12 protein-coding genes are annotated in these 13,283 nt (G+C 37.7%); 9 read left to right on the top strand and 3 right to left on the bottom strand.

All coding sequences use genetic code 11. The annotated features are described in order from the left end of the window. The first annotated feature begins 62 nt into the window (after positions 1-62). On the top strand, positions 63-809 hold the full coding sequence (locus tag NOX80_RS16615) for a metallophosphoesterase family protein (RefSeq protein ID WP_256550928.1): 747 nt from the start codon (positions 63-65) through the stop codon (positions 807-809). Positions 810-817: 8 nt separating this feature from the next. On the opposite strand, the gene NOX80_RS16610 is transcribed toward NOX80_RS16615, so the two are convergent. Further along, positions 818-1,264 carry a nuclear transport factor 2 family protein gene (locus NOX80_RS16610; protein ID WP_256550927.1) on the bottom strand — a complete coding sequence of 149 codons (447 nt, stop codon included), beginning with the start codon at positions 1,262-1,264 and terminating at the stop codon, positions 818-820. A gap of 144 nt (positions 1,265-1,408) precedes the next feature. On the opposite strand from NOX80_RS16610, the gene NOX80_RS16605 reads away from it, so the two are divergent. Beyond that, positions 1,409-1,993, top strand: a complete 585-nt coding sequence (locus NOX80_RS16605; protein ID WP_256550926.1) for an HdeD family acid-resistance protein — start codon at positions 1,409-1,411, stop codon at positions 1,991-1,993. 120 nt (positions 1,994-2,113) lie between these two features. Beyond that, on the top strand, positions 2,114-2,809 hold the full coding sequence (locus NOX80_RS16600; protein ID WP_256550924.1) for an alpha/beta fold hydrolase: 696 nt from the start codon (positions 2,114-2,116) through the stop codon (positions 2,807-2,809). A 50-nt stretch (positions 2,810-2,859) separates the two neighbouring features. Here the strand turns inward: NOX80_RS16600 and NOX80_RS16595 are convergent, their stop codons facing one another. Next, complete coding sequence (locus tag NOX80_RS16595; RefSeq protein ID WP_256550923.1) at positions 2,860-4,086, bottom strand: hypothetical protein; 1,227 nt, start codon at positions 4,084-4,086, stop codon at positions 2,860-2,862. Between the two features lie 209 nt (positions 4,087-4,295). Here NOX80_RS16595 and NOX80_RS16590 point away from each other — a divergent pair, with 209 nt between their 5' ends. Next, entirely contained in the window at positions 4,296-6,728 is a 2,433-nt protein-coding gene (locus tag NOX80_RS16590; protein WP_256550922.1) for an outer membrane beta-barrel protein, read from the top strand. A 119-nt stretch (positions 6,729-6,847) separates the two neighbouring features. Further along, positions 6,848-7,075, top strand: a complete 228-nt coding sequence (locus NOX80_RS16585; RefSeq protein WP_256550921.1) for a hypothetical protein — start codon at positions 6,848-6,850, stop codon at positions 7,073-7,075. Here the strand turns inward: NOX80_RS16585 and NOX80_RS16580 are convergent. Further along, a complete protein-coding gene (locus NOX80_RS16580) occupies positions 7,070-7,603 on the bottom strand; it encodes an HdeD family acid-resistance protein (RefSeq protein ID WP_256550920.1) in 534 nt (177 codons plus the stop codon). The two genes, NOX80_RS16585 and NOX80_RS16580, sit on opposite strands and share 6 nt — an antisense overlap. Before the next feature lie 313 nt (positions 7,604-7,916). Here NOX80_RS16580 and NOX80_RS16575 point away from each other — a divergent pair, with 313 nt between their 5' ends. The 4 genes from NOX80_RS16575 (at position 7,917) to NOX80_RS16560 (ending at position 13,216) form a co-directional block, all read left to right on the top strand. After that, positions 7,917-8,390, top strand: coding sequence for a GNAT family N-acetyltransferase (locus NOX80_RS16575; protein ID WP_256550919.1), 474 nt, complete (start codon positions 7,917-7,919; stop codon positions 8,388-8,390). Between the two features lie 60 nt (positions 8,391-8,450). Further along, positions 8,451-9,299, top strand: coding sequence for an EamA family transporter (locus tag NOX80_RS16570; protein ID WP_256550918.1), 849 nt, complete (start codon positions 8,451-8,453; stop codon positions 9,297-9,299). A 168-nt stretch (positions 9,300-9,467) separates the two neighbouring features. Next, the gene (locus NOX80_RS16565) at positions 9,468-11,153 is read left to right on the top strand and encodes a T9SS type A sorting domain-containing protein (protein ID WP_256550917.1); all 1,686 of its coding nucleotides are present in this window, start codon (positions 9,468-9,470) and stop codon (positions 11,151-11,153) included. A 362-nt stretch (positions 11,154-11,515) separates the two neighbouring features. Next, a complete protein-coding gene (locus NOX80_RS16560) occupies positions 11,516-13,216 on the top strand; it encodes a T9SS type A sorting domain-containing protein (protein ID WP_256550916.1) in 1,701 nt (566 codons plus the stop codon). The last annotated feature ends 67 nt before the right edge of the window (positions 13,217-13,283 follow it).

Below are 13,283 nucleotides of genomic sequence, written 5' to 3'. Positions count from 1 at the left end.
AATCGAAAAAAGAATCCGAAGTACACGAAATGCCGTACATTTGTTATAAAACCCCCCAATTGATGAGTCGAATAGCTATTTTTAGTGATGTACACGGTAACCTTCCGGCCTTAAAAACCATTTTGGCCGACCTTGATTTGCGAAAACCGGATCAGGTATATTGTCTGGGCGATCTTGTTGATTTTGCCCCGTGGCCCAATGAAGTGATCGAATTATTGCAAGCCTGTCGCATTCCTTGTATTATGGGAAATCACGACGAACGGATTGCCTATGATCACGAAGTGATTCCGTTAAAAAAACATACCGAAGATGAAACCAATGCCAGAATTCAGGCTGTTGATCATACACGTGATGCCATTTCAGCAGGAAATAAAGACTTCTTAGGAAAATTACCGCAGAAGATCCGATTGAATTTTACTCAACAGGGACAAGAACTTTCTATATTGTTGGTTCACGGCAGTACAAGAAGTAATGAGGAATACATCTATGAAAATCATAATGAAGCTGACTTGTATCAAATGATGGAAGATGAAAATGCCGATGTGCTGATAATGGGACATACACATCAATCGTATATCCGAAAGATCAATACACCCGACGGACCGGAAAAACTGGCGCTGAACTGCGGATCAGTCGGACGCTCTAAAGAAGGAGAAGCTTTGGCGACCTATCTGCTACTTGATATTGGTACGACAACCTTAACTGTAGAGCTGGTGAAATTGCCGTATCCGGTTGAGGAAACTGTAGAAGCTATTCTGGCTAGCGGAATCCCTGATTTTTATGCCAATTTCCTGCTTTTACAACGATAACAAATAACTTATTCAAAGTTGTCATAATAAGTGAAATCTTTAGTGATCGCACCGTTTTCAATTGTGAAAATGGTGCAGATCGGTAATATAAACCGACTTTTATCGGGCGCGGTACCGCTTGATGTAAATTCCACAACCACATGATGTTCGCCGGCCATATAGATGGCCGAAACCGTATCTTTCAAATCCGGAAACATCTGGGCTAATTCCGTATATTTTTTGATAATCTGATAACGGGATTGTCTGACTACTTCCGGACCTAATGACGGATCCCGGAATTCGGCCGTTTCAGTATACATTTCCGATAACTTTACCCAATTATGTTGATTGAAATAATCGAAGTATTGTTGGATCAATTTTTCGTTTTGATGAACTGTCTCTTTTTTGTCTCTTTTTTCACCAGTGCAGGAAGCCAGTAATAGTAAGGAAAGTAGAGATAAAGCAATGTTTTTCATAAGCTTACCGGTTAAGAATGATTGTAAAGTCATAGAAAATTACTAAATTATAGCCATATAATAACTTCTTTCTGTGGAGAATTTCGATGTTGGGTGTGTAAAAAGAAGCAATCAGGCGATGTATTCACTTTTAAAACAATTAATATGGAAAAGCAATTATTCCGAAACATTAAAAATGCGGTAAAACATTGGTACCTATCCGTTATTGTAGGTATTCTGTTTATTTTATTCGGATTTTGGATATTCAAAACACCAATGGAATCCTATGTAACATTGGCGCTATTATTTGGTGTCGTTTTTTTTGTAAACGGGATTTTCGAAATCATCTTTTCAGTAAGTAATCGCAAAACAATTGATCATTGGGGTTGGATTTTGGCCGGCGGAATCATTGATTTAGTATTCGGAATCTTACTGTTGTCCAATTTGGAACTATCTATGGCCGTTTTACCTTTGTATGTAGGTTTTATGTTATTGTTTCGTTCCATTGCGGCTATCGGTTATGCATTCGACCTGAAATCTTTTGGCGTAAATGACTGGTATTGGCTACTCATATTAGGGATTTTAGGACTACTTTTTTCATTTATCATGATCTGGAATCCGCTTTTTGGCGGTATGACGATTGTAATCTGGACGGCAATGGCATTTATAACCTACGGCCTTTTTCGGGTTATACTGGGATTTAAATTGCGAAAATTACATCAATTAGGAGAAAAATATTTTAACGAATAGTTTGATTTACATTGGTTTAAAGTAGCATAAAGTGTGTTAAATTTATAAGAAGAATGATGAGGTTCTGATTTGTAAAAATGAATTTTTCGTACTTTTAATAGTAAATTTAAAAGCAAGGTTATGTCAGGAAAACTCAATATTGTACTGGTACACGGAGCCTGGGGCGATGGTTCGCACTGGAAAAACGTTATACCCGAATTAACTGCGGCAGGTTATACTGTTGTAGCCGCACAAAATCCTTTAACAGCATTAGCAGATGATGTTGCTACTGTGAAGCGACTAATTGATTCGTTGGAAGGACAAACACTGTTAGTAGGCCATTCCTATGGCGGTGTTGTGATTACTGATACAGCGGCTAAATGCCCGGATGTGGTTGGTTTGGTTTATATTGCTGCTTTTGCTCCGGACGAAACGGAAAACCTGAAAACATTGTTAACCAAAGATGCTATTCCGGCAGGAGGTGCTCATATTTATCCGGATGCAAACGGTTATTTCTGGATTAAAAGAGACAAGTTTAAAGAAAGTTTTGCCCATGATTGTACCGATGCAGAAGCGTTGGTTATGGCGGCAACGCATAAACCGACTTTCGGACAATGTTTTGAAGATAAACCGACTTCAGTCGGATGGAAAAAATTACCGGTTTGGTACCAGATTTCAGAAAGCGATCAGATGTTACCGCCAATTACACAGCACTTTTTTGCCGAAAGGATGAACGCAAAAACATTATCACTCGATGCAAGTCATGCTTCAATGGTATCGCACCCGCATGAAATTGCAAAACTGATTTTAAGAGCGGCTAAAGAACTGGAAAAATAAAAAAGAAGTAAAAGGCTGATCGGATTATGATCAGCCTTTTTTATAAGTCTTTAATGGTGTAAGTAATTACTTGGTCCGCCGGTACCTTCAATCGATTCGGGTAAGATGCCGTAGCGGTTGCGCAAATCTACAGTTCCCAGTTTTTCTCCGGTTATAACATCGACCACAGTAATAGTTCCGGAATTCAGATTCGGCAGATTTAGCAGATTATTTTGTACAGCAACGACGTCTCTTCCTGATTTTGTTTTAAAGAAAACCATATGATGCGCACCCTGATCAGCATCCAGTGTACGTAATAATGTCAAGTTAGGCAGATTACTGATATCAAATACCAGAACCTTTCCGGGTTCGCCGAAACTAACATAAAGATGCTTGTTGTTGTCCATATACATTTCCAATGCCCATCCCAATCCCATAGCAGAACCGTCAAAAGCTTTAGTAAAAACATCATATTTACCGGTTGCAGGATTATACGGAGCCATCCAGATATCACCGCCAAGCATGGTAGTGGCTAAAGCAAATTTAGGAAACTGACCACGTAATAATAAAACTTCAACCGGACTAGACATATCCGAAGGACTATCGGCTACGGTATACGTTTCAATCATTTCATAGGTATTCAGATCAATTAACGTACAGGTATTGCCAACACCGGAAGTCAGATCCGGATGTATAGTTGAGGTGACCATCATCAATCCTTTTTCTTCACTAACTGAAATACCATGTGGATACATGATAAATTTATTCGGATTCGTGTCGATTGAACCGGATATTGTTTTGATCAGTTGATTATTACTGGCATTAAATACGCCAACACTTCCGCCTTTTAAGCTACCGTCACCTCCCATAAAAGTTACAAAATAACGCCCGTCACTGGTAAAGAAAATATCTTCGCCAACGGTGCTTGTTCCGGTATTTACGGGAGTTGCATTTACAAGGGTAGGATTACCGTTGGCATCTTCAACAGTACGGATTTGATAAAGATAACTCCCGCCTAATGCTGTGGTGTATAGTTTCTGAGCAAAATAATCATAGTAAATATGATGGGGAAGAACGCCTACACCTAATTCAAGTTTACTGCTGATATGTCCGAAATTGGGCGATTCCGGGTCCAATTCGATTACAGCCATTCCATCTGAACCGCCATTTAAGTCGCGATAATCAATAAAAAACATCGAATCATGGGCGTAATTTATTGGATCGTCGTCGTTGTCATTACAGCCGTAAAAAAAGAATAAAGTAAGGCTTGCGGTGACTAAAAGTAATTTTTTTACCATTTGCTTACGATTTAAAAAGTTATTAATGTTCTCAAATTGTACTATTTTAGGTATAAATATAATTAAAAATATCACATATTGTTTTATTTGTTTCTGATGTTGGTATTTAGGAGAAAAAATTATATAATATTTAACAAATATTTTAAGACTGTTATTATTTTTATTTAGTCTAAATATTGGTAATTTTGACCGCAATTAAATCCTTAATCGTGAGAAAAATTTACCTTCTGATCTTCGTATTGTTAAGTCAATACTCGTTATACGCACAGGAATCCCCAACAACCATAACCGGAAAAGTAGTCAGTGATTCGTTACCGGTCGCATTTGCCAACGTTGTATTATTGGATTGGGAATCGAAAAAAGTAGTAACCGGAGTGACAACTGATAACGACGGCTCTTTTTCATTTGCCGTAACACCGGGAACGTATAGTATAAAAACCAGTTTTTTAGGTTATCAGAATTATGAATCCGCAATTATAAAAGCTGAAAGCGGTGTTATACATAAACTTCCGCTGATCAACCTAAAAGAAGACGGTAAGTTGTTAAATGAGGTAGTAATTGAAACCACAACGAAAAAACCGTTGATTCAATTGCAATCGGATAAAATTGTGATGAATGTTGAAAATAGTGTCTTATCGGAAGGTAATACCGCCTTGGAATTATTGGAAAAAGCACCCGGAGTAATGGTCGATAACGACGGCAATATCAGCCTTAGAGGAAAACAAGGGGTTACAATAATGATCAACGATAAAAAGACGTATTTATCACAACAACAATTAACCAATTTATTAAAAGGTACTTCCTCTTCTTCGATCAGTGCGGTAGAAGTGATAACCAATCCGTCGGCGAAATACGATGCTGCGGGGAATGCGGGTGTTATTAATATCAAACTTAAAAAGAATGCCCGAAACGGTTTTAACGGTTCGGTAAATGCCAATTATGGAAGAGGACGAAAAAATCGTTTCGGAAGCGGATTAAACCTGAATTATAAAACCGGAAAATATAATTTTTACGGAAGTTATGATCAATATTATAGAGGGGAAAGCGAAACCTTTACTTTTGAACGGAACTTTTATACTGATGCGAACCGACAAACAATTGATAAGGTATCCAATCAGTATAGCGTTACGGATGAACCGTTGAAAACCAATAATTTTAAAGCCGGACTGGAATATGATCTTTCGGAGCGCACTTTTCTGGGTTTCAAAGTAAATGGAAGTATAGGAAGTTATACGAATAACAGTATGTCAGAAAATAAAGTGCGATCGTCGGATAATAGTTTATTGTCGGATGCGCTTACCAATAATCATAATTATTCAAAGTGGAATAGTATGAGTTATAATGGTAGCTTTCTTCACAAATTTGATCAGGAAAAGCAGGAAATTAGTGCCGATGTCGATTATACCCATTCCCGATTCCGGGATAATGCCTTATTGGACACGCAATTTAATCAGACGCCGGTTCAGGACGCCTATCAGTCAACTCGTAGAGGGATGACACCTTCCGGTACCAATATTTTTGTTGCCAAAGCCGATTATGTGTATCGGGTAAAAGAAAATTTATCGTTTGAAGCCGGTTGGAAAAGCAGTTTTGTAAAATCGGATAACGACGTGCAGTATGATACGATTTCCGGAGGAAACTGGATCATTGATCGTGGTACAACCAACCATTTTATTTATAAGGAGCAGATTCATGCCGGATACATTAACTATAAACAAAACTTCGGTTTTATAGATGTTCAGGCCGGACTTCGGGCTGAGCATACCGCTGCGGAAGGAAATCAGGTAACGATGAATTCTGTCGTGAAAAGGAATTATACGCAATTGTTTCCAAGCTTGTTTCTAAAGAAAAATATCGGAGAAGAGCATGTTGTACAGTTATCATATAGCAGAAGAATCGACCGTCCGGATTATTATGATCTGAATCCGTTCCGTTTTTTCAGGGATCCGTTTATATTTTATGAAGGAAATCCATATCTGCAACCGGAGTTGACACATTCAGTAGAGTGGGGCTATTCGTTCCGGAATAAACATATGATCAATTTCTTCTACAGTACAACAAGTGATGTAATTGTTGACGCTATTACGCAAATTGACGATACAAATACGACCATATTACGCTCTGAAAATTTAAGTACGCGAAAAAATTATGGTGTAAGCTTAACTTCCGGGATAAAACTAACACGTTGGTGGGATGCTAACAATTTTGTGAATCTGTATCGCAATGAATTCAGCGGTGAACAAAATGAATCATCTGTAGCAACCGGAATCTGGAGTTATGACCTTAATTCGCAACATAGTCTGAAATTAAGCAAAGGGCTAACTTCAGAATTCAGTTTCCAATACAATTCAAGGTCGATTTACAGTACGTTTGAGCGTAAAGATTTCTTCGTTGTTTCGGCCGGTATTCAGAAAAAACTGTTTTCGGATAAAGCAACTGTAAAACTGGCTGTGAATGATATCTTTAAAAGCCGCCGGTTTTACCGTACCATGTTGTTTAACAACATTAATATGAAAGAAAATATCAATCTGGATAGTCGTATTCTGAATGTTTCTTTTACGTATAATTTTGGTGATCAAAATCAGAATAAACGAAAAATAAATATCGAGGATGATGAGACTAAAAAACGGATGAAAAATTAAACTACCTTCGGAAAAGCCGCTACTTCAATTGATTTGGCGGTTTTTCTTTTATAATTGACGTAATAAGTAATCGGATAATTTGGTAACTTGTAGTGTTGAATTTTGAAAAACAGATTATTATGAATTTCTTTAAATTAAAATCAACCTGGACGAATGCAGAATTTATTCCGCTAAAGCTGTGTATTGCCGCCGCCTATCTGATAATTGGAACCTATTTTCATGCTTTTTTCGAACATTATTATTTCCTGTTAGGAATCATTTTCGGAATTACAATGATTTGGTGTGTTGCCTTATGGTTACGGAAAATGAAACAGGATAATCCGCCTTCCGATCAGGATAAATTATAAAATCGGTTGAATATTTTGCGGATAAAGCATGATGTACAAAATTTTGGATATCCCGATTGTGATAAAACTAAGGGAGGTCCATACGATAATTGTTGCTTCGGCAAAAAGCGGATTCCAGATCAGGAAAAGCGCAAAAAGGAATCCTAAAGCACCCAACATCATATACCACCCCCAATTATGTCTTTTCAACGAAAGAAGCTCGAAGCCCAGTGCGAAAATAGTTGAGGAACGGAATAATAACATAAAACCGATAAAGAAAGGCAATACGATTTCCGACAATCCCGGGTTGGCCAACAAACAGATTCCCAAAACCAAATCCAATATACCGGCTGATACACCCCAACCATAACCGTAAACTTTTTCTTTTTGCGAAATATAATAGCCTAATTCTAAGATACCATTTATCAGAAATGTAAGGCTAAATACGGTGGCGAGAGTTGCATAAGCAGCAACCGGTGTTTGAAAAATCCATATGCCTACCCCAATAAATAGTAAGCCCAGTACCAGAAAAATAAGTTTATTACTCATCGTTTTTATCAGTAATTAAATTAGTTTTGGAAAAATCGGATAATGATCGATCGTATGTTCGATTAAGCTTAAAAATGATTATAAATGTACTATTTTATCTTGAAATCAGTGTATTATCAGAAGAAAAAAAGCATTTTGTTTCGGGATTAAGTAAAATGATCATAACTTGTCCGTCTTTGGCTTAGTGTTGTTAAATCGGAATTGAAAAAAGAGGGTGGAATGCAATTTGTACCCTTTAAAAATAAGAAAATTGTATCTGTAATCATTGTATCCTTTTTCGGAATTTTGTAGCGTAACGAATAAACTTACTTTAATGATTACGATTGAAAATTATAAACCCGAATACCAATGCTATTTTGAAGCATTTAACAAGGCCTGGCTTGAAAAATATTATGTTGTGGAGGCGATAGACGAATATGTGCTGACGCATCCTGAAGAAGCGATTTTAAATGACGGCGGACGAATTTTATTTGCCGTATATAATGAGGCAGTTGTGGGAACTGTGGCACTTCGAAAAGTAGATGAAGGTGTTATGGAGTTTACTAAAATGGCGGTTGATGAAAAGTACCAGGGATTAGGAGCCGGAAAAATGTTGTGCGAAGCAGCAATACAACTTGCCCGTGATCTGAAACAGGAAAAATTAATTTTATATTCGCAAACACAGTTGCAAACTGCTTTGAGTATTTATAGAAAGTATGGTTTTATTGATAAACCGATTGACGGAACGAAATACAAAAGAGCCGATGTATATATGGAAATGAGTTTGTTGGATGGAGAAATGAGTTAAGAATAAAGAGAAAAGAGAAAAGAGAAAAGAGAAAAGAGAAAAGACCTCTTGTAAATACGAATGTTACCTAAAAAAAAGATTGGTATATCGGCTATACCCGCTGTTCTGTTATCAATGATCAGTATACAGTCGGGGGCATCATTGGCCAAACAATTGTTCCCGGTTTTGGGGATCAGCGGCGTTGCGACCTTACGAATCGGAATGTCTGCTATAGTATTGTTTGGATTTTTCCGACCTGATTTCAGAAATCTAAAGCAAAAGGAGCTTTTGTTAGGACTTGGATACGGAGCCTGTCTTGGCGCCATGAACCTGATATTCTATTTTGCTATTCAACGTATTCCGTTGGGATTGGGTGTTACACTGGAGTTTCTCGGTCCTTTGGTGTTGGCTTTAATGGGGTCCCGTAAAGCAATTGACCTGATTTGGGCTTTATTGGCCGGATTGGGTATTTTTTTAATTACACCTCGTGGTGACAGTTCGGCGGATATGTGGGGAATTGTACTTGCTATTTTGGCGGGTGCTTTTTGGGCCGGTTATATTGTTATAGGCGGCAAAATTTCCAAAGTAATGAAAAGCGGTGATGCGGTAACATTAGGAATGTTGTTTGCATCGCTATTTGTTATTCCTATTGGTGTGTTAAGTGGCGATTTGTACATATTAAACGGTAATTTATTGCTTTTAGGACTTGCCGTTGCTTTACTCACAAGTGCCATTCCGTTTAGTCTGGACATGGGAGCTTTACGTCAATTACCTTCTAAAACATTTAGCATATTAATGAGTCTGCATCCGGCTTTTGCAGCTTTATCCGGTTTGATCTTCTTAAACGAACAGCTTAACCTTATACAAGGCATTGCCATCGGCTGTGTAATTGCGGCCAGTATCGGCGCGACACTGACGGTGAAAAAGTGATATTTGCCGGAATTTCAGTGTGTTAAAATAGTAAGTTATAAAGTATTTTGTTGTTTTATTTTGTTGTTTTTGGAATATTATAATAGATATTTTTCTATTTTCGTTTAAAATGGTATAAAATGTACCTGACTAATTAAGCGCTATTTATCAATTGTAACCGGAATAACCATGCGAATCATTACCCTGCTACTTGTATTATTTTCCTTTCAAATAGCCAATGCTCAAATACCGGATTGGGAATGGGTTAAGAATATGGACATGACCAATAATAACTGGAGACGTAGCATTACTACTGACAATAATGGTGATGTTATAGTGATTACCGATTTTACAAAACCAACAATTACATTTGGAAATATAACGATAAATAATGATAGCCCGTCTTATTACTATTCTGATATTGCAATGGTAAAGTATGATAGTCAGGGAAATGTAAAATGGGCGAAACGTTTCGGTGGACCTAAAACGGATTGGTCTTTTGCAATAACGACCGATAATGCGGGTAATATTTATTTCACCGGTGGCTATCAAGAAACAATAACGATTGATTCCTTTACATTAACAGCATTTACACTAGGCTATTATATTGCTAAATTAGATACGAACGGCAATACTGTTTTTGTAAAGAAGATAACCAACGAAGAGATTATTGCCTGCAATGTTCTTAAAACCGACAATGACGGAAATGTTTATCTGACCGGAATTTTTAGTATTCCTACCGTTACCTTTGATGCGATTGTTATTGAAAACGAAGGATTTCAAAATGCGCTAAGTTCTGATCGTTCCTATGTTGCTAAAATGGATGGTAACGGGAATTATCTTTGGGTGAAAGCATCACAAAGTCCGCATCGGCATTTTACCGGAGTAGAATCTATCGGGCTCGCTGTAGATGACGCGGGAAATGTGTATAACAGCGGAAAATTCGGATGTAATACATTGAAATTCGGAGCTATAACAGTAACGAAGAGTATTGGAAATGATGCAAATTATAATATGTATCTGGTAAAATATGATACCAATGGAAATGAAATGTGGGTGCGAAGTACCGGAAGTACAACAGGAACTCAAACCTGCGCGCGTGCTGTGAAAACGGATTCGGACGGAAATGTATATACAGCAGGTTTTTTTTCGGATAGTGTAAATTTTGGTAATACAACTTTGAATTCCTCAGGCGGAGAGCAACAGTTTATTGTAAAGTATAATCCGAACGGGGATGTGATTTGGATCAGAAATGCGAATGCTCCTGCGGGACATAATGCAATATGTTCAATTGATACGGACGAAAATAATAACTTGTATACTACCGGAATCTTTAATAATGCTCAGGTTGATTTCGGAAACGGAGTCGTACTGACCAATCCGGTTGAAATCGACGGAGCGCTTTTTGTCGTAAAATATACACCGGAAGGAGAAGCGGTTTGGGGACGAAAAGCTCTTTCGCTTAACAAATTTAATTTTGTCAATATCAATTGCGTGACCGAAAACGATATTTATATATCCAGTTCGTATAATGGAACCGGAATGACTTTCGGAAATCATACAATTGTAAAATCGGAGGAAAACTACAACCAGTTTCTGGCCAAATTAGCCTACAACCCGTTAAATACGACCGATTGGGATCAGAATAGTACTAAAGTATATCCGAATCCGGTTAAAGAGCAACTTACAATAAGTAATCCCGAGCAATTTAAAACGTATCGTTTGTATACTATGTTGGGCGTTAAAGTGAAAGAAGGGACGATCCGGGAAGAAATAAATACTATTGATCTCAGTTCACTGGCAAAAGGAATTTATCTGTTAGAGTTAGCCAATCCGCAATCCCGATCTGAAACCATCAAAATTATAAAGGAATAATTACCGTACTGCTTTATTATAACGATACGGCTGCGCAAAGTCTCCCGCTGCGCAAAGTCTCCTGAGCCCCCCGCTGCGCAAAGTCTCCCGACTTTGAGCACCCCCCGCCCCGCTGCGTAAAGTCTCCTGACTTTGCGCTAAACTCATCATTAATGATCATCAGTAACCTCTCTTTTTTGACGTAAAATCAGGTTGTTTTATACTGCTTTAGAAATGTAAAATTTACATATTAAATCGTGATATTGTTTTTAAAAGTGTAGTTTTTTGGTTAAAAGAATGAATATTTTTTTAAATTCGTAAAAAATGATATAAAATCATGCTGCTGAAAAAGCAATATTTAATGATCATAATATAAAATTACCATGCGGATAATTACTCTTTTTATTGTATTGTTTTTCTTTCAAATAACCGGAGCCCAAACGCCGGATTGGGATTGGGTAAGGACTATGGACGGGAATCTGAATAATTGGGCACGCTGTGTTACTGTTGACAATAATGGTGATGTTATCGTTGTTATTGATTTTGTCGGTTCTTCCATATCATTCGGAGATATAACGCTGACGAGTGATAATCCTTCCCATTATTATAGCGAGATTGCAATTATAAAATACGATAATCAAGGAAATGTGTTATGGGCTAAAAATTACGGCGGACCCAAAACGGATATTCCTTCTGCGGTGACTACAGATAATACCGGAAATATTTACCTGACCGGACAATTTGAAGATGCCATTACATTTGGTTCTTTTACTTTAAACACTAACGGGAAAAGCGGATTTATAACAAAATTGGATGCTACCGGAAACACTATTTTTGCACAGAAAATTATACAGGAAGATGCTGTTACAGCGTTTTACAATGCAATAAAAACTGATGCTTCCGGGAATGTTTATCTGACCGGTTCTTTTAATACAGCCACAGCCACATTTGGGACGATTAGTTTTACTCATGATGGATGGACAGCGAATACCGCTTCGGTTCTACGACCTTACGTCGCTAAAATGGATAGTCAAGGGAATTATATTTGGGTGAAAGTCCCGAGAAGTCCGAATGCGGAAACGAAAACAGTTGTTGCCTACAATCTTGATATTGACGCTGAAGGGAATGTGTATGTTGGAGGACATTTTGTTTGCAATACGCTTCAGTTCGGAACAATAGTATTAAATAAAACGACTACCGGGCCCGGTGATAAAAATATATACCTGGTTAAGTATGATCCTAACGGTAATGAAATCTGGGCTCGTAACGCAGGAAGTAGCTCAGAAAATAAAAGCGCTCACCTATGGTCGGTAAAAACCGATTTGGAAAATAACGTATACGCAGCCGGTCATTTTGTGAATGACATCCGTTTTGACAATATAACCTTGCAATCTCCCGGTTCGTCGGGACAACTATTTGTTGTTAAGTATGATGTAAACGGAAATGTGCTTTGGGCAAAAACAACGATTAATGAATCGGGCATTAATCAGATACAGGGACTGGCGATTGATGAAGCAAATAATTTGTATGCCGCCGGACTATTTTCAAATATTCCGCAAATCGATTTTGGAAATGAAGTTGTGCTAACAAATCCGACACCATTTGAAGGAGCGTTGTTTCTGGTAAAATTTACACCGGAAGGGGAAGCAGTTTGGGGACAAAAAGCCTTACCGTTTAACGGAAATTGCCTGGTGGATATCTATTGCAAATCGGAAAATGAAATCTATTTGTCCGGTTCTTATGCTTCTGCGATGACTTTTGGAAATCATGCAGTGGAAAAACGAGATGGAACCTACGATCATTTTCTGGCCAAGTTAGCGTATAATCCATTAAGCACAGGTGAATGGAATCAAAAAGGACTAAAAGTGTACCCGAATCCGGTAAAAGAACTGCTTACGATAAGTCAGTCGGAAACGTTTAAAACCTATGTACTGTATAATGTTTTGGGCGAAAAAGTAAAAGAAGGGGATATCCGTGCTGAACAAGCAACTATTGATGTCAGTTCCCTTTCCGGAGGTATATATATGTTACATTTATTAAATGCAAAGACAAAACCGGAAGTACTAAAAATTATAAAAGAATAAAATCCTTACCGATATTGTATCAGTCAGATTTTTAAGGTCTTATCGGTATGGATAATAATAATTTAAT

Origin of the sequence: Flavobacterium cerinum, assembly GCF_024496085.1 — a bacterium.
GTDB lineage: Bacteria > Bacteroidota > Bacteroidia > Flavobacteriales > Flavobacteriaceae > Flavobacterium > Flavobacterium cerinum_A.
This window is presented reverse-complemented; position numbering and strand designations above follow the sequence as displayed.

Bases quoted from the DNA above. Each gene is read 5' to 3' on its own strand.
- NOX80_RS16565 (WP_256550917.1), top strand. From the start codon at position 9,468: ATGCGAATCATTACCCTGCTACTTGTATTATTTTCCTTTCAAATAGCC.
- NOX80_RS16575 (WP_256550919.1), top strand. From the start codon at position 7,917: ATGATTACGATTGAAAATTATAAACCCGAATACCAATGCTATTTTGAA.
- NOX80_RS16610 (WP_256550927.1), bottom strand. From the start codon at position 1,264: ATGAAAAACATTGCTTTATCTCTACTTTCCTTACTATTACTGGCTTCC.
- NOX80_RS16560 (WP_256550916.1), top strand. From the start codon at position 11,516: ATGCGGATAATTACTCTTTTTATTGTATTGTTTTTCTTTCAAATAACC.
- NOX80_RS16595 (WP_256550923.1), bottom strand. From the start codon at position 4,086: ATGGTAAAAAAATTACTTTTAGTCACCGCAAGCCTTACTTTATTCTTT.
- NOX80_RS16570 (WP_256550918.1), top strand. From the start codon at position 8,451: ATGTTACCTAAAAAAAAGATTGGTATATCGGCTATACCCGCTGTTCTG.
- NOX80_RS16600 (WP_256550924.1), top strand. From the start codon at position 2,114: ATGTCAGGAAAACTCAATATTGTACTGGTACACGGAGCCTGGGGCGAT.
- NOX80_RS16615 (WP_256550928.1), top strand. From the start codon at position 63: ATGAGTCGAATAGCTATTTTTAGTGATGTACACGGTAACCTTCCGGCC.
- NOX80_RS16580 (WP_256550920.1), bottom strand. From the start codon at position 7,603: ATGAGTAATAAACTTATTTTTCTGGTACTGGGCTTACTATTTATTGGG.
- NOX80_RS16605 (WP_256550926.1), top strand. From the start codon at position 1,409: ATGGAAAAGCAATTATTCCGAAACATTAAAAATGCGGTAAAACATTGG.
- NOX80_RS16585 (WP_256550921.1), top strand. From the start codon at position 6,848: ATGAATTTCTTTAAATTAAAATCAACCTGGACGAATGCAGAATTTATT.